This window comes from Thioclava marina (genome assembly GCF_002020135.1).
Classification (GTDB): Bacteria; Pseudomonadota; Alphaproteobacteria; order Rhodobacterales; family Rhodobacteraceae; genus Thioclava; species Thioclava marina.
This window is the reverse complement of record NZ_MPZS01000001.1, coordinates 1,342,844-1,363,661: the sequence shown is the minus strand read 5'-3', so window position 1 is coordinate 1,363,661 and position 20,818 is coordinate 1,342,844. Positions and strand designations below refer to the sequence as shown.

Genomic DNA, 20,818 nt, shown 5'->3' with positions numbered 1-20,818 from the left:
TGGCAGGGTTTATCCGATGCGGTGCGCCTGAAAATCCGGGGAGCCGGTGGCATCGGGCAGCGCGGTCACGGGTATATTCTCGGGTCCGTGACGCAGGAAGGCCGGTGCAGCTTGGGACGAGCACATCGCGAAAATGTGTGATTTGGGGGTGAGAATGCGAGAGCGAAATGGCGGTGCGATCGATCTGGCGGGGCGGGCGGCACAACTGCTCGGTGCCGAACTGGTCGAGGCTCGACCGCTCGCTGGTGGCGATCTGAGCCCGGTCGTGGCGCTCTTTCTCGCCGATGGTCGCAAGGCGGTCGCCAAGGGCGGGCCCGCGCCGCAGGTCGAGGCACGGATGCTCGCGGCTCTGCGGGCTGCCGGTGCACGCGTACCTTGCGTTCTCGCTGTGTGCGAAGACCTTCTCGTCATGGAAATGCTACCCGATCAGGGAGCTCTTCGCGCGCCGGGGTGGTCAGAGCTCGGCACGATGCTGCGCGGGGTGCATGGCGCGCCGTCCCGCAGTCCCGGTTTCGATCCCGCGCGGCCCTTTGGCTGGGGCGAGGATTACGCCTTCGGCCCTGTCTTGATCCCCAATGCGCCGCTCGCGGACTGGCCGTCCTTCTGGGCCGAGCGGCGGCTCCTGCCCGCGTCGCCGTTTCTGCCTGCCGCGCTCGCGCACCGGATTGATGCGCTCGCCGCGCGATTGCCAGACCACCTCCCTGCTCAGCCGGCCCCGGCCTTGCTCCATGGCGATCTCTGGACGGGGAACGTGCTGGCTTCGGGCGGGAGGCTGAGCGGGGTGATCGACCCGGCGAGCTATTATGGCGATGGCGAGGTCGATCTCGCCATGCTGCATCTGTTCGGCGCGCCTCATCCGGAGTTTCAAGCGGCCTATGGCCCGCTCGCCCCCGGCTGGCAAGTGCGTCGCTCGATCTACCAGCTCTGGCCCGCGCTGGTGCATGTGCGCCTGTTCGGGTCGGGTTATCACGGGATGGTCGCGGGGTTGCTGGACCGGCTCGGGGTGTGAATGGGGCGCCATGCCCCAAACGAGAACGGCCGCCCCGAGGGACGGCCGCTTGAGCAGTTTCGGCGCGAGGTCACTCGGGCAGGATACGCACCCCGCCCTTCGCCGCCGAGGAGGCCAGAAGCGCATAGGCCTTGAGCGCGGTCGAGACCTGACGCTTGCGCGGGGCGGCCGGTTTCCACGGCAGCGGGCCTTTCGCCTCGCGGCGCGCAGCCAGCACATTGTCGGCCACGGCGAGGTTGATCGTGCGGTTCGGGATGTCGATCTCGATGATGTCGCCGGTCTCGACGAGGCCGATCAGCCCGCCTTCCTCGGCTTCGGGGCTGACATGCCCGATCGAGAGGCCCGAGGTGCCGCCCGAGAACCGCCCGTCGGTCAGCAGTGCGCATTTCGCCCCGAGGCCCTTCGATTTGAGGTAGGAGGTCGGGTAGAGCATTTCCTGCATCCCCGGACCGCCGCGCGGGCCCTCGTAGCGGATGATGACCACTTCGCCCTCGATAACCTTGCCGGTCAGGATGCCCGACACCGCGTCGTCCTGGCTCTCGAAGACTTTCGCGGGGCCAGAGAATTTGAGGATCGAGTCGTCCACGCCTGCGGTCTTCACGATACAGCCCTGTTCGGCGATGTTGCCGTAGAGAACGGCCAGACCGCCATCCTTCGAGAAGGCGTGTTCCGCCGTGCGGATCACGCCGCCTTCGCGGTCGCGATCAAGCTCCTTGTAGCGGTTCTGGGTCGAGAAGGCTTCGGTGGTGCGCACGCCACCCGGCGCCGCGCGATAGAACTCGTGCACCGCATCGTCATTGGCCGTCATCACGTCCCATTTTGCGAGTGCTTCGCCCATCGTCTCGGAATGCACGGTGCGCGCCTCGGCATGGATCAGGCCCGCGCGGTTCATCTCGCCGAGGATCCCCATGATGCCGCCCGCGCGGTGCACGTCTTCCATATGGACGTCCTGCTTGGCGGGCGCGACCTTGCACAGCACCGGCACCTTGCGGCTGAGGCGGTCGATGTCTTCCATCGTGAAATCAACCTTGCCCTCATGCGCGATCGCCAGCAGGTGCAGCACGGTGTTGGTCGAGCCGCCCATCGCGATATCGAGGCTCATCGCGTTCTCGAAGGCCTCAAACGTCGCGATCTCGCGCGGCAGCAGGCCCTTGTCTTCCAGCTCATAGTGGCGGCGCGTGATCTCGACGATCTTGCGGCCGGCTTCGAGGAACAGTTCCTTGCGATCGGCATGGGTGGCCAGCATCGAGCCATTGCCCGGCAGCGCCAGACCCAGCGCCTCGGCCAGACAGTTCATCGAGTTCGCGGTGAACATGCCCGAGCAAGACCCGCAGGTCGGACAGGCCGCCTTTTCGATCGCGAGCACTTCCTCGTCGGTATATTTGTCGTCGGCTGCGGCCACCATCGCATCGACCAGATCGAGGTCATGGCCGATGATCTCGGCGCCTTCCTTGCCGGCTTCCATCGGGCCGCCCGAGACGAAGATCACCGGGATGTTCAGGCGCATCGCCGCCATCATCATGCCGGGCGTGATCTTGTCGCAGTTCGAAATGCAGACCATCGCATCGGCGCAATGCGCGTTGACCATGTATTCCACGGAATCGGCGATCACCTCGCGCGAGGGCAGCGAATAGAGCATCCCGTCATGGCCCATCGCGATTCCGTCATCGACGGCGATGGTGTTGAATTCCTTGGCGACACCGCCCGCGCTCTCGATCTCGCGCGCGACCATCTGGCCCAGATCCTTGAGGTGGACGTGGCCGGGCACGAATTGCGTGAACGAGTTCACCACCGCGATGATCGGCTTGCCGAAGTCGTCATCGGTCATGCCGGTCGCACGCCAGAGACCGCGCGCGCCCGCCATGTTGCGACCATGGGTGGATCTGCGAGAACGATAATGCGCCATGGGATTTTCCATTTCTGTCGCGCCCGAGGGGACTCGGGCAATTTCCTGTCGCGGGCCTGAATATAGCATGGGCGGCGCGATGAACAGTGGCGAGATGGCGCGGGGCGGATGTGCAATGGTGCGAGATGTTGGGGAGCGTCCTGATCTCGACCTGTCGCGGGCACGTAGAATTTGCGTTCTCTTGTGCGAAACGCCCTCAAGCCTACCTATCACCCGATGCCTGATACCCGAACCCCACCCCCGTTGCCGCCGAGCTTTGCCGTTTGGTTCGCCAGCCGTGGCTGGCAGCCGCACAGGCACCAGCTGGAGGTTCTGGCGGCGCATGAAGATACGCTCCTGATTGCGCCGACGGGGGGCGGGAAGACACTGGCGGGGTTTCTGCCCTCGCTCGTCGATCTGGCCGAGGGGTATGTGGGGTTGCATACGCTTTACGTCTCGCCTCTCAAGGCACTCTCGAAAGATATCGCGCGCAACCTGCGCGCGCCGGTCGACGAGATCGGTCTGGACCTGCGTATAGAGGACCGCACCGGAGACACTTCCTCCAGCCAGCGCCGCCGTCAGAGGGTCGATCCGCCGCAGATCCTGCTCACGACCCCCGAAAGCCTCGCGCTGATGCTCTCCTACCCGGAGGCGCCGAAGATCTTCGCGGGGGTCAGGCGGGTGGTGCTCGACGAAATCCACGCGCTCGCCGAAAGCAAACGCGGCGATCAGCTCATGCTTGGCGTGGCGCGGCTGCGCAGCCTGTCGCCGGGGCTGACCGTCACGGGCCTGTCGGCCACGGTCGAGGCCCCGCAGGCGCTGGCCGGTTTCATGGGCGGGGCGCGGGTGATCGAAGCCGATCCCGGTCCGCCGCCAGATATCGCGATGCTGCCGACCGAGCGCCCTGCGCCCTGGGCGGGCGGCGGCGGGCGGCACGCAGCCCGCGACGTGATGGCGGCGATCGAAGACGCGCGCCTCAGCCTCGTCTTTCTCAACACCCGCGCGCAGGCGGAGCTGTTCTTTCAGGCGCTCTGGGAGGTCAACGACAAGGCGCTTCCGATCGGGCTGCATCACGGCTCGCTCTCTCGCGAGGCCCGCCACAAGGTCGAGGAGGCGATGGCGACCGGGGCGCTGCGGGCGGTGGTTTGCACCGGGTCGCTCGATCTCGGCCTCGACTGGGGGGATGTCGATCTGGTCCTGCAGGTCGGTGCGCCGAAGAACGTCAAGCGCCTCGTGCAGCGGATCGGGCGAGCCAATCACCGCTATGACGAACCCTCGCGCGCCCGTATCGTAGCGGCGAACCGCTTCGAGGTGGTCGAATGCGCGGCGGCTTTGGAGGCCGTGCGAGAGGGCGATCTTGATGGAGGCGGGCGGCGCTGGCGCGGTCCGCTCGACGTCTTGTGCCAGCATATTCTTCTCACGGCCTGCGCGGGGCTATTCGAGGCGGACACGCTTTATGAAGAGGTCCGCCACGCCGGACCCTATACCTCCCTGCCTCGCGCCGATTTCGACGATTGCCTGGAGTTCTGTGCCACCGGCGGCTACGCGCTGCGCGCCTATGACCGCTGGCAGCGGCTGCTCGAGCGCGACGGAAAATGGCAGTTGCGTGATCCTCGAGCAGCGCGTGATCTGCGGATGAATATCGGCACGATCACCGAGACCGAGAAGCTGAAAGTGCGCCGGAAGTCCCGACGCGGCGGAACGCCCCTGGGTGAGGTCGAGGAAGGTTTCGCCGCCTCGCTCACGCCCGGCGACACATTCCTGATCGGCGGTCAGGTCGTGCGCTACGAGGGCCTGCGCGAGATGATCGTCGAGGTCACCGATGCCGCAACGCGAGAACCCAAGATCGCGGTCTTCTCCGGGCTGAAGATGGCGACCTCGCTGGAGCTGTCGCAGCGGGTGCAGCGCCTGATCGCCTCACCCGAGGACTGGGACCAGCTGCCGCCCGACACGCGCGACTGGCTGGCGCTGCAATGCGAGATTTCCACGCTGCCGGCGCCGGGCACGCTCACCTGCGAGAGCTTCCTGCGCGGCGGTCGGGCCTTCTTTTGCCTCTACGGCTTCGCGGGCCGCAACGCGCATCAGACGCTCGCGCTGCTGCTGACGCATCGGATGGAGCAGGCGGGGCTCGGACCTCTGGGGTTCGTGGCCACCGATTACGCGCTGCTGATCTGGTCGGTCGATCCCGTCGAGGACCCCGCGCCGCTTCTGTCCGCGGAGGGTCTGCGCGACGGTTTGCGCGACTGGCTGGAAAGCAATGCGGTGATGAAACGCGCCTTCCGCTCGGTCGCCACGATTGCGGGCCTGATCCAGCGCAACCTGCCGGGGCAGCGCAAGTCGGGCAAGCAGGCGACGTTTTCCTCCGACATTCTCTATGACACCTTGCGCCGCTACGACCCCGACCACCTGCTGCTGCGCATCACCCGCGAAGAGGCGAACCGCGGCCTCGTCGATTTCGACCGGATCGAGGAGATGCTGGCGCAGGCCTCCGAGATCGTGCATATCCGCGCGCCGCATGTGACGCCTTTGGCCGCGCCGCTGCTGCTCGAACACGGGCAGGTCGGCATTCGGGGCGGCACGGGCGAGGCGCGGCTGATGGAGGAAGAGGCGCAGGCGATGATGCGCGAAGCGGGGCTGGCATGAGAGAGATCACCTTCTCCGGGGTGCGCCTGATCGCGCAGCCTTCGGGCGCGCTTTACTGGCCCGAGCAAGGGGCGCTGATCGTGGCGGATCTCCATTTGGGCAAATCCGCGCGGATGGCACGGCGCGGGGGGGCTCTGCTGCCGCCCTTCGAGACGCTCGACACGGTGGCGCGGCTCGAGGCGGAGGTGGCGCGGATCGGGCCTCGGCGGCTGATCAGCCTTGGCGATACCTTCGATGACGATCGCGCCGCTGGAGAGATCGCGCCCGAGATCTCTGCGCGTCTCTCCGCTCTGGCGGCACGGATCGAGACGGTCTGGATCGCGGGCAACCACGATCCGGTGGGGCTTGGCCGGGCGGTGGAAGACATGCGTCTCGGCCCGCTCACCCTGCGCCATATCGCGGGTGCGGGGCCGGACGTGTCGGGCCATTACCACCCGAAGGCGAAGATCGCGCGGCGGTCGCACCGGGCGTTTCTGGTGGGGGGCGATCACCTGATCCTGCCCGCATTCGGCACCTATACCGGGGGTCTGGATTGCGACGGGCCCGAGCTGCGCGCACTGGTCGGACCGGGGATCGCGGTGCTGACCGGGCCGGGTATGCCCGTGCGTCCGATCGGTCAGAGCGCGGCGCGCCAGTCACGATAGCCCGCGCGGCTTAGGGCCTCGCGCGCGGCGATGAAGCCGGGGCGGTTGGGTTCGGGGTCGGGGATGGGAGTGACGGCGGCGAGATCTTCGAGGCCCAGCCCATGCTCATGCCGGCCCGCCCGGATCAGTGCGAGGTACCAGTCGAACGGCGCGAGCCCCGCCTGCCGCATCAGCGCACGATAGGTGAAGGCACGCTGACCGGTCTCGAGCAACAGCTCGATCTTCTCATAGTGCACGCCCGCCCCTTCGGCCGCATCGAGCGCGGGGATGTCCTCCGCCGCGATCTCGAACAGCACGCCGGGGGCACGCGCCGCCCCTTGCGTGATCGTCGCCTTGCCGGTCCCGTCGCGGCCATGTTTCGCGAAATCGAGCGTATGGCCGAGGATCATGGCGGCCCCGATCGCGCGGGCCGAGGGGCAGCGCGCGGCAAGCCGGGCGGTGAGCAGGTTGGAACCGTAGGCGAGATAGGGGAGCGTCATGCCCGTACTCTATTTGCGGAGGGGGCGGGCGAGAAGAGACCGTCGCGGCGCAGGGGGCGCCAGTGCAAAGCGATGAGGGCAGCGCCCGACCCTTGGGTGGGCGCTTTGCCGCCGGGTGTGATGGGCGGTTTATCTCGAAAGCCCGGACGAGGGGCGAGCAGTGTCCGACATCGCCAGTGCGCCCTCCCGGGGGGAGGGTCGGGCGCTGCCCGGGCTGGTCGCCCGGGCGAGCATATCATCTATGCATCTCGCAATACTCTTTCAGGAGGCAAAGCACCCGATCGGCACTTGTGATGGCCATCTGTATGAGCACTGGGTCGTATGCAGCTATCTTTAACCGCTCGCTGTTTCCTTTTGTGCCTGCTTCGATCACTAGACGGCCCTCATGGATGAAATGAACTCCGTGCACTGCTCTGTGTCGATCGTCTAAGCTTTTCAGGATTTGTTGTCCAAGTTCCAATAGTTCTGGCTTCGCTTTTTCACTGGGCGAAAGCGAATCTAAAGTAGATTTCAATTTGTCTGCTAATTGCTTCGTCGATTGCCTTAGTTTGTCAGATCTTTTCGTAAACTCTGAAGAAGTCGGCTCTAAACCTTCCACCAGACAGACGAGACGGGCTGCCCACAACTCGATCCGCGCGCAAGTCTGCACGTAGATTCCGAGCGCTAGCAAATAGTCGTCAGGTAGATCTTCTTGGACCTGATAGCGAGGCTCCGTCACCGCGCCTCACTCAAACATCCAGCTCCTCCACGAACTGCGCGTTCTCCTGAATATACTGGAACCGCAGTTCGGGCTTTTTCCCCATCAGACGCTCCACCAGATCGCCGGTCTCCCCGGGCTCGTCGTCGTGGATCGTGACCCGGATCAGCTTGCGCGTTTCGGGGTTCATCGTGGTGTCTTTCAGGTCCTTCGCGTCCATCTCGCCCAGACCCTTGAAGCGTTGCACGTCGATCTTGCCTTTGCCGCCGAGACCCTTGGCGAGCATCACCTCTTTCTCGGCGTCGTCGGCCACGTAGATGCGCTTCGCGCCTTGGGTCAGGCGATAGAGCGGCGGGCAGGCCAGATAGAGGTGCCCCTGGTCAATCATCGGGCGCATCTGGGTGAAGAAGAAGGTCATCAGCAGCGAGGCGATGTGCGCGCCGTCCACATCCGCGTCGGTCATGATGATGATCTTGTCATAGCGCAGATCGTCGGGGTTGAACTTGGTGCCAAGGCCGACACCCAGCGCCTGCGTCAGGTCGTTGATCTCCTGGTTCGAGCCAAGTTTCGAGCTTGCCGCGCCCAGCACGTTGAGGATCTTGCCGCGCAGCGGCAGCAGCGCCTGGGTCTTGCGGTCGCGTGCCATCTTGGCCGAACCGCCCGCCGAGTCGCCCTCGACGATGAACAGCTCCGTGCCCTCGCGATTGGTGGCCGAGCAATCGACCAGCTTGCCGGGCAGGCGCAGCTTTTTGGTGGCCGTCTTGCGCTGCGTTTCCTTTTCCTGACGGCGGCGCAGGCGCTCCTCGGCGCGCAGCACGAGGAAATCGAGGATCGCGCCGGCCGATTTCGTGTCCGAGGCGAGCCAGTTGTCGAAATGGTCGCGCACCGCGCCTTCGACGAGGCGCTGCGCCTCGACGGTGGCAAGGCGGTCCTTCGTCTGGCCGACGAATTCCGGTTCGCGGATGAAGCACGACACCAGCGCGCAGCCGCCCGTGATCAGATCGTCGCGGGTAATCTGCGCGGCCTTCTTGTTCGAGACCAGCTCGCCATAGGCGCGGATGCCCTTGAGGATCGCGGACCAGAAGCCCGCTTCGTGCGTGCCGCCCTCGGGGGTGGGCACGGTGTTACAGTAGCTCTGGATGAAGCCGTCGCGCGAGGGCGTCCAGTTGATCGCCCATTCGACCGAGCCCGGCACGTTGAACTTCTCGCGGAACTCGACCTTGCCCGAGAAGGGACGGTCGGCATAGGTGCTCGCGCCGGTGAGGCTTTCGGTGAGGTAATCGGCAAGGCCGCCGGGGAAGTGGAAGGTCGCCTCGGTCGGTGTTTCGCCATCGTCGATCTCGGATTTCCAGCGGATCTCGACGCCCGAGAAGAGATAGGCCTTCGAGCGCACCATCTTCAAAAGGCGGGCGGGCTTGAAACGGTGGTGGCCGAAAATCTGCTCGTCGGCATGGAAGGTCACGGTGGTGCCGCGGCGGTTCGGCGCCGCGCCGATCTTCTGCACCGGGCCTTCGGGAATGCCGCGCGAGAAGCGTTGCTCGAACAGCTCCTTGTTCTTCGCGACCTGCACCACCATTAGATCCGACAGCGCGTTCACGACCGAGGCGCCCACCCCGTGCAGACCGCCCGAGGTCTCATAGGCGTCGCCCGAAAACTTGCCGCCCGCGTGCAGCGTGCAGAGGATCACCTCGAGTGCGGATTTGCCGGGAAATTTCGGGTGCGGGTCGATCGGGATGCCGCGCCCGTTGTCGCGCACGACGATCGAATGGTCGGCGAGCAGTTCGACCTCGATGCGGGATGCGTGACCGGCGACGGCCTCATCCATCGAGTTGTCGAGGATCTCGGCCACCATGTGATGCAGGGCGCGTTCATCCGTGCCGCCGATATACATGCCGGGGCGTTTGCGCACGGGTTCGAGACCTTCGAGCACCTCGATCGAGGAGGCGTCATAGGCTTTCTCATCCTTGGGCGTCAGAAGATCGTCGGCCATGCTGCTCGCTTTCTCTTGTAGTTTGCTACTCAAGAGATACAGCAGGTTGGGGCGGAGGGGCAAGATTGCCCCTCCGTCCCGGTCCCCTCCGCGGGCCCCACTCCCACGGAAAAGAAGCTCTTAAGCAACGCGCGCCATCAGCAGCATCGACCCCACCGCCATCGCGATTCCGAGAACCTCCCGCAAGGCGACTTTCTCACCGAACAGGACGACCCCCATCGTCACCAGAGCCATCAGCGTGAAGAGGGCGGAGGCAACGCCCGTTTGCGCCAGCGAAACGTGACGCAACGCAAGAAACCAGCCTGCCGCCGAAGCCGCATAAAGCGCGCAGCCCAGGAAGACAGACGGCGAGTGCAACGCATGACCCCTATCAACGGCAGATTTCAGAACGAAATCGCCAGCAATCACTACAAGCGTCGCACCGAGGCACAGACCGTATCCGAGCAAGGCAGACATCACACACCACTCCTCTTCACTGCCTCAACATGACGCAAGGTCAGCCAATCTACCAAGGACGAAACGGGCGCTGGTAGGGAAATCCTGACCGTTCGGTAAGGAGGACCTGACCAAAAAGTCAGGTTCGTTTTGAGGGATTGCTCAAGGAGTGGGCGTGCGCCCGCAGGCGGGACGCGAATCCCCCTGAATTTGCTCCGAATCGTTCAGATCGGTTCGGCTTCGCGCTTGGCCCACATCTCGCGGAAGGCCGGCCGCTTCTGGCAAAGCGCGATCCAGCTTTGCAGCCGTGGATAGGGATCGAGGAGGGGAGGATGGTCCTGGCCGTATCGCAGGATCTCGGCGAGGTTGAGATCGGCCACGGTGAAGCGGCCGCCGACCATGTGGCTGTGGCTGCCCAGATGCGCCTCGAGCGCAAGAAGGGGGCGGGCCAGTTTCGAGCAGAGCGCCGCGATCTCGGCCCTGCCCTCGGGCGTGTCCTGCTCCTTGCGGCGGTAGATGAAGCTCAGCGCGAGCGCGTCGGTCTCGATCCAGGTCGCGGCAAAGAGCGCCCATTGCTCCATCTGGGCGAGCTCGTTCTCATGCGCAGGGGCCAGCGGCCCGCCAGCCTTTCGGGCAAGGTGCAGGTTGATCGCGAGCGACTCGGTCAGGACCAGGCCGTCTTCCTCGAGCACGGGGATCGCGCCCATTGGGGAGAGCTTGCGAAACTCCGGCGAGCGGGTGTTGAGGGGCACGTTCGGCGCAAGCGGATCCTTGAAGCGATTTGCCTGCGCCACGAAGCGCAACTTGAAAGGCAGGCCGAGCTCTTCGAGCAGCCAAAGCGCGCGGCTCGCGCGGGAATGGTAGTTGCCGTAAATCGTGATCATCTGTCGCTCCGATCCGTGCCCGCAATCTGGCGCGTCAATGCACCAGGGAAAGCCAGCAGACACGCGTTTTTGATGCGTATCAAGGCGGAAATCCGACATTTGCGCTAAAGGTTTCGCGATTGGAAAACGGAGGGATGTGCATGACGGAACAGGTTGTCACCGAGAAAATGAACGCGAGTGAACAGACGGTCACAGAGGTTACAGTGGCCTCGCCTGTAGAAGTGATCGAGAAGCCTGCCGATCCTGCGGATAACCACCCTGCGATTCAGCCGGGCAAGCCGGGGATGAGCGGAACGAAGAGTTTCCCGCGCGTCGATCCGAACGCAGTGCGGCTTGCCTTCGAGACCGGCAAATATCCCTATGCGCGCAAGATGGGTCGACCAGCCTACGAAAAGGAAAAGGCGCTGCTTCAGGCAGAGTTGCTGAAGGTCCAGAAATGGGCGCTGGAGACCGGGCAGAAATTCGTCATCCTCTTCGAGGGGCGCGATGCCGCGGGCAAGGGCGGCACGATCAAGCGCTTCACTGAACATCTCAACCCGCGTTTCGCGCGTGTCGTGGCGCTCAACAAGCCTTCCGAGGAAGAGCAGGGGCAGTGGTATTTCCAGCGCTATGTCGAGCATCTTCCCACCGCGGGCGAGATGACCTTCTATGACCGCAGCTGGTATAACCGTGCGGGCGTGGAGCGTGTGATGGGGTTTTGCAAACCCAATGACTATCTCGAATTCATGCGTCAGACGCCGGAGCTCGAGCGGATGTTCGTGCGTTCAGGAATCCGTCTCTACAAATACTGGTTCTCGGTGACCCGCGAGGAGCAGCGTCGGCGGTTCACATCGCGCGAAACCGATCCGCTCAAGCGCTGGAAGCTCTCGCCGATCGATCTCGCCAGTCTCGATCGCTGGGACGATTACACCGAGGCCAAGGAGGCGATGTTCTTCTACACGGACACCGCGGATGCGCCCTGGACCATCGTGAAGTCGAACGACAAGAAGCGCGCGCGTCTGAACTGCATGAAGCATTTCCTCTCGACGCTCGACTATCCCGACAAGGATCCGTCGATCGCGCTGCCGCCCGATCCGCTGATCGTGGGGCATGCAAGCCATGTCGTGCATTCGGCTGATCACATTTTGGGCGCATCGCTCCATCCTGATCAACGACGCGGCAGCAAGTGAGCAATGACCCGCCCGTGACCGGCGCGTGAACCTTCGGGGACTTGTCGCGCCGGCCCGGGCATTCCATCTCTGGTTGAAGAGATGGAGGGTGTGATGAGTTGGAATGAGCGCTTTGCAGGAGCGGATTACGTATACGGCAAAGCGCCTGCCGACTTTGTCGCGCGGCAGGCCTGGCGCGTCGCGCCGGGCTCAAAGCTGTTGAGCGTGGCCGAGGGCGAGGGGCGCAACGGCACCTATCTCGCGAGCCTCGGGGTGCAGGTTACGGCCCTCGAAGGCGCAGCGAACGCACGGCGCAAGGCGACGGCGCTCGCCGCCGAGAGGGGCGTGCCGCTCCAAATCGTTCCGGCGGACCTGCGGGGCTTCGACTGGCCCGAGGCGGAATATGACGCCGTGCTCGCCTGTTTCATTCAGTTTGCCGACCCGGCTTTTCGCGCCGAGATTTTCGACGGGATCGCGAAGGCACTCAAACCGGGCGGCATCGCGCTGATCCACGGCTTCGCGCGCCGCCAGCCGCGTTATGGCACCGGCGGGCCCGGCAATGTCGAGCAGCTTTACGATCTCGATCTTTTGCGCGACGCCTTTCCGCGTTGGGAGGTTCTCCATCAGGCGGATTACGACGGCGAGCTCGACGAGGGGGAGGGCCATTCGGGCCCTGCCGCTCTGGTTGATTTCGTCGCCCGCAAACCGGTGCGCTAAGTGCGCCCGGACGCGTCACGACCGCTTTATACGGCCCGACGGTCAGGTTCCGTCGCGAGTGTGATCGTGCCGGGCAAATTCGGCGTAAAAGCGCCGAATTCCAAAGGGTTCGCGACAGCGTCAGCAGGTCGCATGTGCTTTCGCGCACAAAACGGGTGTCTTTAGGCTTTCACGGGGATGTGTAACACTCTTTCCGGGAAACGTCTGACCTAACGAATTGATTGGGAGATCATCACATGCGCAAGTCCCTCCTCGCCCTGACCTTCATCCTTCCCGCCACCGCCGTTCTCGCGCAATCGCCCGAAGACGCCGTGGAAGCACGCCAGGGCTATTTCGAAATGCTCGGTGCCCAGATGGCGGTGCTCGGCCCGATGGCCCAGGGCAAGATCGACTTCGATGCCACCAAGGCGCAGATCGCTGCCGACAACATCGCGGCGCTCGCCAAGGTCAACGTCGCTCCGCTCTTCATGGAAGGCACCTCGACCGACGACATGGCCGACACCAAGGCCAAACCGGAAATCTGGTCGAACATGGAGCTCTTCGGTGAAAAGGCGACCGCCTTCCACGAGGCCGCAGCCGAGATGCCCGCTGCAGCTGGCAGCCTCGAGACGCTGCAACCGGCGGTCGGCAAACTCGGCGGCACCTGCAAGGGTTGCCACGACGAGTTCCGCGCGAAGTAAGTGCGATGAAGGACACCCGAGGCATGAAGACCCGTGTCGTGAAAGTCTGGGATCCGGTCGTTCGGTCCTTCCACTGGCTTCTGGTGCTCGCGTTCGCCGCGGCCTGGGGGCTGGGCGAATGGGGGCCGAACCAGATGACCTGGCATTTCTATTTCGGTTACACGGTCGGCGCGCTGGTGGTGATCCGTCTGATCTGGGGGTTCGTGGGGACGCGCAACGCGCGCTTCGCGAACTTCCTCTACGGTCCGGGCAAGGTGGTGGACTATCTGCGTCACTTGCCCGACCGGTCCCCCTCGAACTGGGTCGGGCATAATCCGCTGGGCGGCTGGTCTGTCCTGGCGATGCTCGGTCTGCTGATCGTGCAGGTCGTGACCGGGCTGACGGCCGATCCGAAGGATTACATCAATGTCGGCCCGCTCGCCGGCTATGTCCCCGAAAGCTTCAGCGTTGATCTCGCCCCGCAGATCCACGAGGTCGTTTCCACCCTCCTGCTGATCGTCGTCGTGATCCACATCGGGGCGATCGTCTTCTACAAACGCTGGAAGGGCGAGAACCTCGTCAAGCCGATGATCACCGGCAAGAAGGAGGTCGAGGAGGAGTAACCCTCTCTTGACCGGTCCCGTTCGCGGGTCTAGCGAGCCGAAATGCATGCACCCGCCCCGACCTCAACCGAGCCGATGCCGATCGCCCGTCACCTGCGGGCGATCCTTTTGCTTGGTCTGCCGCTGATCGGGTCGAACCTCGCGCAGATGCTGCTCAATGTCACAGACACGGTGATGGTGGGCTGGTACGGGGTCGAGGCGCTCGCTGCGCTGGTGCTCGGCACATCGTTCTTCTTTTCGATCTTCATGCTCGGCAACGGGATCGCGCTGGCGATGATGGGGAGGGTCTCGGCCAGCCTCGGCGCGGGCGACGAGCTGCAGGTGCGGCGCGATACGCGGATGGGGATGTGGCTCTCGATCCTGTTCGGGCTGGCGATGCTTCCGGTCTTCTGGAACTCGGCCGCCATCCTGCGCGCGCTGGGCCAGCAACCCGGGATCGCGGCGCTGGCGCAGGATTACCTGCGCATCCTGGGCTTCGGGCTGGCGCCGGCGCTCGTGATGATGGTGATCCGCGCCTATCTCTCGGCGCAGGAGCGCACGGCGGTCTTGCTTTGGATCACGCTTGCCGCGGTGGCGGTGAATGCCGGTTTGAACTGGCTCTTCATCTTCGGGAATTGGGGAGTGCCCGAAATGGGCGTGCGGGGCGCCGCGCTGGCTTCGTTGCTGGTGAACCTGATCAGCCTGCTCGTACAGGCGATCTATGCGACGCGGGCGCGCGGGCTTGAACATGTGCAACTCTTCCAGCGCTTCTGGCGCCCCGACTGGGAAGCGTTCTGGGCAGTCGCGCGGGTTGGCTTGCCGGTGGGGCTGACCGCCGTGGCCGAGGGCTCGATGTTCCAGGCCTCGGCGCTGATGATGGGCTGGATCGGCACGGTGGAGCTGGCCGCGCACGGGATCGCGCTCCAGATCGCCTCGATCGTCTTCATGGTGCATATGGGATTGTCGAACGCGGCCACGGTGCGTGCGGGGCGGGCCCATGGTGCGCGCGACGTACGGCTGTTGCGCGACGGGGCTCTGGTCTCCGTTACGCTGTCGCTCGGGGTCGGGCTGCTGACGGTGCTGGCCTTCGTCTTTGCGGGCAAATGGCTGACGGAGCTGTTTCTCGACGAGGCGAACCCGGCCTCCGCCGAGATCGTCACTTATGGCGTGCGCTTCCTGATGGTCGCGGGGCTCTTCCAGCTTTTTGATCTGATGCAGGTGATGGCGCTGGGGCTGTTGCGCGGAGTGCAGGACACGCGCGTGCCGATGTGGATGGCGGGGCTGAGCTATTGGCTGATCGGCATCCCGGCGAGCTATCTGCTCGCTTTCGTGCTGGGTTATGGCGGTGTCGGGCTTTGGTTCGGTCTGGTGCTCGGCCTTGCCTCGGCGGGCGGGATGATGATGTGGCGCTTCTGGCGCGGGCCTTGGCTGACGGGCTGAGCGAGGCGCACCCCGCTCGGCCCCGTTGCGATTCAGCGCACCCCGAGCCCCGCCCGCATCAGCGTCTTGCGTACGGGCTTGAGCGAATAGAGCGCGCCGAGCACCCCTGCGCGCAGATCGCGCAGCGGGCGCGCCTCGACCATGGAGGCCCGGTTGAGCAGGTCGATCCCGATCTCGCGGGCCTTCACCTCGGGCCAGCGGCGGCGATGATAGGCGTCGAGCATCTTCGCCTCGCCCAGATGTGCCGGATCTTCCTCTGCCAGTTTCAAAAGGAAGGTGAGATCGGCGAGGCTCATGTTGAGACCCTGCGCGCCGATCGGCGGGATCACATGCGCGGCCTCTGCGATCAGTGCAACGCGCTGCGCCGAGAACCGATCCGCGATCTGGGTCATCATCGGCCAGACGGCGCGGCGGGTGACAAGTTTCAGCGGGCCGAGCAGCCCGGTCGAGCGCTCCAGCATCGCCGCCTCGAATTCCTCGACGGGTAGGGCGGCGAGGCGTTCGGCCTCGGCGGCGCGTTCCATCCAGACGATCGCGGAGGAGGGCGAGCCGTCGCGGTCGGGCAGCGGCACCAGCGTGAAGGGGCCGCCCGAGCGGTGGATCTCGGTCGAGACATTGCCATGCGGGATTGGATGCGTGACCGAGAAGGCCAGCGCCTTCTGCCCGTAGCGGACCGTCTTGATGCCGATCCCGGCAGCTTCGCGCACGAAGGAGTTGCGACCGTCCGCGGCCACGACGAGCCGCGCGCGCACATGGGTGCCATCGGACAGTGTCACCTCGGCCCCGCTCTCGCGGGTCACGAGCCCGGTGGTCGCCACGCCGGGGCGGAAATCGACCTGCGGGATCTCGGCCAGATGCGCGACCATCTCGCGGCGCAAAAGCCAGTTCGGGAAGTTCCAGCCAAAGGGCTCGTCGGAGAGGTCCGCCGCGTCGAAATCGCGGGTCAGGCGCGCTTCATGCTCTTCGCCGCCCGCGTCGATGATGCGCATGATCTGCAACGGTGCCGCATGGGGCGCGAGCCGCGCCCAGAGACCCGAAGCCTCGAGCACGCCGCGCGAGGGATGCAGGAAGGCGGTGGAGCGCATATCGGCCCCGCTTGCGCCTTCTTCGGTCACGGGCGGGGTGGGATCGACGCAGATCGTGGTGAAGCCCGCGCTTCCGAAGGCCGCTGCCGCAGTCAGGCCCGCGACGCCGCCCCCGGAGATCAGGATATCGGTCTCGAGGATCTTGGATTGCTCAGACATGGCTCGCCTCCGGCTGTTTCGCGCATACCATGCCGCGCGCGCCCTCAAGAGGCAATCGCCCGAACCGCCCTGCGGCGATCCTTCGCGGCGTCAACTGATCGAGATGCCGATGAGGGTGACGAAGATCGCCAGCGTCAGGATAACCATCCAGACCGTGAGGCCGAGCAGGCCGTAAAGGGCGGTGCCGACGACAAGGCCGAGCACGATGATCGCGGCGATGATGTAGAAGGTGACGGGGCTGGTGGTGTCAGCGGGGGTTGCGGTGGCGCTCATGATGTCCTCCAAGGCAAGACAGGAGAAAAGGTCTGTCACACACGCATGTTATGTTATGACATAACTTTTCGGACAGGGCGCATCTTGTCGCATGTTGAAGGCCCGGATCTGGCGATCCGGGCCTTGGCCGCTTGCGCGGAAAAAACGGTGCTTTGGCCGAGAGGCCAGTCGCGACGGCTCAGCCGCCGGCGGTCATCACAACCAGAACGGCAAGCATGATCCAGGTGGCGCCAACGGCCCAGAGGATCAGGCCACCGAGGCCCATGATGGCGGTCATGCCCGCAGCGAGGCCGAGGATCACGAGCGCGAGCGTGTACATGAAGCCACGCGAAACCTCTTTCGCGTCGGTGTCGTGGTGGTCGGCAACGTAGGTCGCCGCGCCGGTGTCGGCGGTCGTCATGGTCATAATCGAATCTCCCGAGACTATCTCCCTGATAGCCACATCGACTTATCGACCCGGGGACGTCGTTTAAAGACACAACCCCGTGCCAAATTGTCGCATCTGTGTCACATTCGGGTCAGGTTTTCGCGAGATTGGCGAGGAACCGCGCAAGATCGTCCGTATGGTGATGGATGTGCTCCTCGGGCGCGGGCGTCGGGGCGACATGCACCGTCTTCATCCCGATCGCGTGGGGGTGGCGCAAGTTGCGGGTGTCGTCCTCGAACATCGCGCCGCGCTCGGGTGTGATGCCAGCGCGCGCAAAGACCGTATCAAAGGCCTGCGGGTGGGGCTTGGGGTGGAATTCGGCATGCTCGACCCCGAAGATTCCGTCGAATAGCCCGCTGAGCCCGCGCGCTTCGAGAACCCGCTCGGCATAGGGCGCCGATCCGTTGGTGTAGACGATCTTGCGCCCCGGAAGCGCCGCGATCCCTGCACGCAGTGCGGGGTCGGGTTGCAGGTGATCGAGCGAGATTTCGTGGACCTCGTGCAGATAGGGCGCAGGGTCCACATCGTGTTCGTGCATCAGCCCGGCGAGCGTCGTGCCATAGAGCTTCCAGTAATGATCGCGCAGGTGATCGGCTTCAAGACGATCCACGCCAAGCGAGCGCATCACGTAATCGGTCATCTTCACCTCGATCTGGTCGAAGAGGCGCGCCGAGGGCGGATAGAGCGTGTTGTCGAGGTCGAAGACCCAGTCGGTGACGTGGTCGAAATCGAGTCCCGGATTGGCTTGAGGGCGAGGCGTTGTCATGGCGCGCAAGCTAAGCGGGAGGCCGGCGGAGCGCAATCTGCTTGTCACGGGATGGGGCGCGCGCCTAATCTTGCCGCAAGACAAGGCAGGACAGATGCAAAAAGACGCCTATACCCTCATTCTCGAAGCGATCGACGAAGGGATCTACCGTCCCGGCGACCGGCTCGTGGAGTCCGAACTGGCTGAACGTTTCGGGGTGTCTCGCACCCCCGTGCGCGAGGCGCTGCAACGGCTTGAAACCCAACAAATGCTGGCGCGAGACGGGCGTTCCCTGATCGTGGCATCGCTCGATCACAACCAGTTGGCAGAGCTTTACGTTGTGCGCGCCGAACTTGAGGCGCTGGCCGCACGACTGGCCGCCAAGCATGCCGCCCCCGAAGAGGTGCGCGTGCTTCAGAACATGATCGACGAGGATCGCGGTCAGCTCGAGGATCCCGAGGCGCTGAGCCGGGCGAACCGGCGGTTCCACCACCAGATCCACCTCGCCTCGCACAATCGTTACCTCGTCCAGCAGCTCGATCTCGTGCATCGCTCCATGGCGCTGCTGGCGACGACCTCGCTGGCGGTGAAAGGACGCGGTACGGCCGCACTCGACGAGCATCAGGCGATTGTCGATGCGATCCGGGATGGCGATGGTGAAGCCGCGGCGCAGGCGTTGCGCGCGCATATCTCGCGCGCGTTCGAGACGCGTCTCAAGCTCGACGCCACGCGCCATGGCACTGCGGGGCATTGGGCCGAAGCGCTCTGATCAATCGATGAGCGGTGCGCGCGCGGTGCGGGTCCGGGCCGTGCGGGCCCGCGCGGTCGCTGCGCGGATCGCGGGCAGCAATGTCGAGCGGGTGGCCTCTTGGTGAAGGGGGCGTGCCTGCCCGGCATCGAAGATCCCGTGATGCGTCTTGTCCCAGTAGAAAGGTTTCGCGATCAGTTCGTAGAGCGCCTTCCAGCCTGCCAGCGCGCCAAGCGGGAAATAGAGATGCAGTGTGGGCACCCACTTGATCAGGTGACGATGTGTCCTGCCGTGCGTGGCCCAAACCCCTGCGAGGATCGAGACCACCTCGGACAGAAGGAATGTTCCCATCACCGCGAGAAAGGCGGGCTCGGGCAGAACGCTCGTGATCGGATGCCAGAACCCGAGAAGCGCAAGCCAGAAGCTCCAGAGAACAGGCGCGAGCACATATTGCGAGAGCGAACCGAGAATCAGGATCTGCACCCCGATGAAGCGTTTGGCGCCCAATTCGCGCCAGAGCCTGCGCGGATCGCGCATATGCACCGCCCAAGTCATCGCATACCCTTTGAGCCAGCGTGAGCGCTGCTTGACCCAGGGCAACGCGCGGCAGTTGGCCTCCTCGTAGGTGACGGCGGGGATCAACTCGGTGCGATAGCCGTGCCGCGCCAGCCGTACGCCGAGATCGGCATCCTCGGTCACGTTATGCGCATCCCAACCGCCCAGGCGTTCCAGCGCTTCGCGGCGGAAAAACAGGGTGGTGCCGCCCAAGGGCACGACGAAGCCCAGCCGCGCGAGACCGGGCAGGAAGGCGCGGAACCAGACCGCGTATTCTATGGTGAAACAGCGCGCGAGCCAGTTGGTGCGCGGGTTGTAATAGTCGAGGATGCCTTGCAGGCACGCGACCTCGGGCGGGGCGGCCGCGAAATGGCGGGCGACGATCTGGAGCTGGTCGGGGTCGGGGGCGTCCTCGGCATCCCAGACACCGATCACCGAGCCGCGACAGAAGCTCAGCGCGTAATTCAACGCGCGCGGCTTGGTCTTGATCGGTCCGTCGGGTACGGTCACGACCCGCATCCAGCGCGGCAGGCGACGCCCCGCGAGCGCGACACGGGTCATCTGATCGGTTTCCTCGACCACCAGCACGATATCGAGCAATTCGCGCGGATAGCGCAGCCGCCCGAGCCGCTCGATCAGGCGCGGCGCGATGTCGGTCTCATGGAAAAGCGGCACCATCACCGAGATGACCGGGAGGAGCGGCGGAGCGCCATGGCGGGGCTGAGGTTCGCTCAAGGCGCGCGCGCGGCGCTGCGCGGAGATCTCGCTGGTGACGGCGGCGAGTTTGAGCGCCATCGCGGTCACCAGCGTCAGCATCGTCCAGAGAAAAAGCACCCACATCACCGCCTGCGGCGCGATCAGCAGGCCGAGAATCGAGCTGCCCGCGAAGCCCGCTGCAATCAATGCGGTGCGGCGTTCGTTGCGACTGCGGCAACTTTCTGCAGGATCGACCTTGGTCTCCGCGCGGCGGATCAGGGCGGTCTGACGGCGCACGAGGAGGCTTTCGTGCACGTCGCGCTCGGGTGCGATCATCATCCGGTAGGGGGCGAAGCGCGCCGGGAGGCTGTCGCGCAGGCGCAGGAACGCCTCGGGACGCGCGGTGGCGATCAGGGTGACACCGCCGACCCGCCGCCAGGGCACCATCGCATGAGCCAGGCATCGCTCGGCCCCGATCGCGTCGATCAGCCGGGGGTCGGGGGGCTCCTGATACAGATCTACGACCGAGCTTTGCCACTGCAGCGCCAGCGCCGCCATCAGGTCGGCCTCGTTCACCCAGCCATGGCTGAGCAGGATGTCCCCGAGGCGCACATCCTCGCGCTTGCGCAGGGCGACGGCCTTGAGGAGGTTGCCCGGCTCGATCGCGTTCATCTCGAGCAGAAGCTGACCGAGCGGTTTGCGGCGCGTCGGATCGGCCTTTTGCGACCCCGCGCGCAGAGGTTTGCCCTCGGGCGTCGATGCACGCGCGTGCGCAGCCGACGGCGCCGCCGGCGAATCGACGATCCTGAGCGGCGTCGAGCCCATGTCCAACCTCGTATCTGTCCCGCCGGACAAGATGCGCGCGGATGGTTAATGTATCGTTAACACGAAAGGGGGC

General features: G+C 65.0%; 19 protein-coding genes. 9 read left to right on the top strand and 10 right to left on the bottom strand.

Annotated features, from left to right (window positions below; all coding sequences use genetic code 11):
• Positions 1–154 precede the first annotated feature (154 nt).
• Positions 155–1,009 (top strand): fructosamine kinase family protein, encoded by an 855-nt coding sequence (locus tag BMG00_RS06575; protein WP_078573705.1) that lies wholly within the window; start codon positions 155–157, stop codon positions 1,007–1,009.
• A gap of 70 nt (positions 1,010–1,079) precedes the next feature.
• Here the strand turns inward: BMG00_RS06575 and ilvD are convergent, their stop codons facing one another.
• Positions 1,080–2,915: a dihydroxy-acid dehydratase gene (ilvD, locus tag BMG00_RS06570; RefSeq protein WP_078574264.1), complete on the bottom strand. Its 1,836-nt coding sequence runs from the start codon at positions 2,913–2,915 to the stop codon at positions 1,080–1,082.
• A gap of 216 nt (positions 2,916–3,131) precedes the next feature.
• On the opposite strand from ilvD, the gene BMG00_RS06565 reads away from it, so the two are divergent.
• Positions 3,132–5,537: a ligase-associated DNA damage response DEXH box helicase gene (locus BMG00_RS06565; RefSeq protein WP_078573704.1), complete on the top strand. Its 2,406-nt coding sequence runs from the start codon at positions 3,132–3,134 to the stop codon at positions 5,535–5,537.
• Positions 5,534–6,181 carry a ligase-associated DNA damage response endonuclease PdeM gene (gene pdeM, locus BMG00_RS06560; protein WP_078573703.1) on the top strand — a complete coding sequence of 216 codons (648 nt, stop codon included), beginning with the start codon at positions 5,534–5,536 and terminating at the stop codon, positions 6,179–6,181. Before BMG00_RS06565 ends, pdeM begins: the two co-directional genes overlap by 4 nt.
• Here the strand turns inward: pdeM and BMG00_RS06555 are convergent.
• The 4 genes from BMG00_RS06555 to BMG00_RS06540 form a co-directional block, all read right to left on the bottom strand.
• Positions 6,154–6,660 (bottom strand): gamma-glutamylcyclotransferase family protein, encoded by a 507-nt coding sequence (locus tag BMG00_RS06555; RefSeq protein ID WP_078573702.1) that lies wholly within the window; start codon positions 6,658–6,660, stop codon positions 6,154–6,156. The genes pdeM and BMG00_RS06555 overlap by 28 nt on opposite strands.
• A 728-nt stretch (positions 6,661–7,388) precedes the next feature.
• Positions 7,389–9,347, bottom strand: a complete 1,959-nt coding sequence (gene parE / locus BMG00_RS06550) for a DNA topoisomerase IV subunit B (RefSeq protein ID WP_078525609.1) — start codon at positions 9,345–9,347, stop codon at positions 7,389–7,391.
• 120 nt (positions 9,348–9,467) lie between these two features.
• Positions 9,468–9,803, bottom strand: coding sequence for a hypothetical protein (locus tag BMG00_RS06545; RefSeq protein ID WP_078525607.1), 336 nt, complete (start codon positions 9,801–9,803; stop codon positions 9,468–9,470).
• A 203-nt stretch (positions 9,804–10,006) separates the two neighbouring features.
• Entirely contained in the window at positions 10,007–10,666 is a 660-nt protein-coding gene (locus tag BMG00_RS06540; protein WP_078573701.1) for a glutathione S-transferase family protein, read from the bottom strand.
• 284 nt (positions 10,667–10,950) lie between these two features.
• Here BMG00_RS06540 and ppk2 point away from each other — a divergent pair, with 284 nt between their 5' ends.
• The 5 genes from ppk2 to BMG00_RS06515 all read left to right on the top strand — a co-directional run bounded on the left by ppk2 (position 10,951) and on the right by BMG00_RS06515 (position 15,232).
• A complete protein-coding gene (gene ppk2 / locus BMG00_RS06535) occupies positions 10,951–11,835 on the top strand; it encodes a polyphosphate kinase 2 (protein ID WP_245795002.1) in 885 nt (294 codons plus the stop codon).
• Positions 11,836–11,928: 93 nt separating this feature from the next.
• Positions 11,929–12,531: an SAM-dependent methyltransferase gene (locus BMG00_RS06530; RefSeq protein WP_093470029.1), complete on the top strand. Its 603-nt coding sequence runs from the start codon at positions 11,929–11,931 to the stop codon at positions 12,529–12,531.
• 236 nt (positions 12,532–12,767) lie between these two features.
• Positions 12,768–13,211, top strand: coding sequence for a c-type cytochrome (locus BMG00_RS06525; protein ID WP_078573699.1), 444 nt, complete (start codon positions 12,768–12,770; stop codon positions 13,209–13,211).
• 5 nt (positions 13,212–13,216) lie between these two features.
• The gene (locus tag BMG00_RS06520) at positions 13,217–13,813 is read left to right on the top strand and encodes a cytochrome b/b6 domain-containing protein (RefSeq protein ID WP_245794960.1); all 597 of its coding nucleotides are present in this window, start codon (positions 13,217–13,219) and stop codon (positions 13,811–13,813) included.
• A 42-nt stretch (positions 13,814–13,855) separates the two neighbouring features.
• Positions 13,856–15,232, top strand: coding sequence for an MATE family efflux transporter (locus tag BMG00_RS06515; protein WP_245794959.1), 1,377 nt, complete (start codon positions 13,856–13,858; stop codon positions 15,230–15,232).
• 32 nt (positions 15,233–15,264) lie between these two features.
• On the opposite strand, the gene BMG00_RS06510 is transcribed toward BMG00_RS06515, so the two are convergent.
• From BMG00_RS06510 to BMG00_RS06495, 4 genes are all read right to left on the bottom strand, one after another.
• The gene (locus tag BMG00_RS06510) at positions 15,265–16,476 is read right to left on the bottom strand and encodes a UbiH/UbiF family hydroxylase (RefSeq protein WP_078573698.1); all 1,212 of its coding nucleotides are present in this window, start codon (positions 16,474–16,476) and stop codon (positions 15,265–15,267) included.
• 90 nt (positions 16,477–16,566) lie between these two features.
• Positions 16,567–16,749 carry a hypothetical protein gene (locus tag BMG00_RS06505; protein ID WP_078525586.1) on the bottom strand — a complete coding sequence of 61 codons (183 nt, stop codon included), beginning with the start codon at positions 16,747–16,749 and terminating at the stop codon, positions 16,567–16,569.
• A gap of 178 nt (positions 16,750–16,927) precedes the next feature.
• A complete protein-coding gene (locus tag BMG00_RS06500; protein ID WP_038077038.1) occupies positions 16,928–17,155 on the bottom strand; it encodes a hypothetical protein in 228 nt (75 codons plus the stop codon).
• Between the two features lie 112 nt (positions 17,156–17,267).
• Positions 17,268–17,942, bottom strand: coding sequence for a pyrimidine 5'-nucleotidase (locus BMG00_RS06495; RefSeq protein ID WP_078574262.1), 675 nt, complete (start codon positions 17,940–17,942; stop codon positions 17,268–17,270).
• A gap of 94 nt (positions 17,943–18,036) precedes the next feature.
• On the opposite strand from BMG00_RS06495, the gene BMG00_RS06490 reads away from it, so the two are divergent.
• Positions 18,037–18,690, top strand: coding sequence for a GntR family transcriptional regulator (locus BMG00_RS06490; protein WP_078574261.1), 654 nt, complete (start codon positions 18,037–18,039; stop codon positions 18,688–18,690).
• Here the strand turns inward: BMG00_RS06490 and BMG00_RS06485 are convergent, their stop codons facing one another.
• Positions 18,691–20,745, bottom strand: a complete 2,055-nt coding sequence (locus tag BMG00_RS06485; protein WP_078573697.1) for a glycosyltransferase family 2 protein — start codon at positions 20,743–20,745, stop codon at positions 18,691–18,693.
• Positions 20,746–20,818 lie beyond the last annotated feature (73 nt).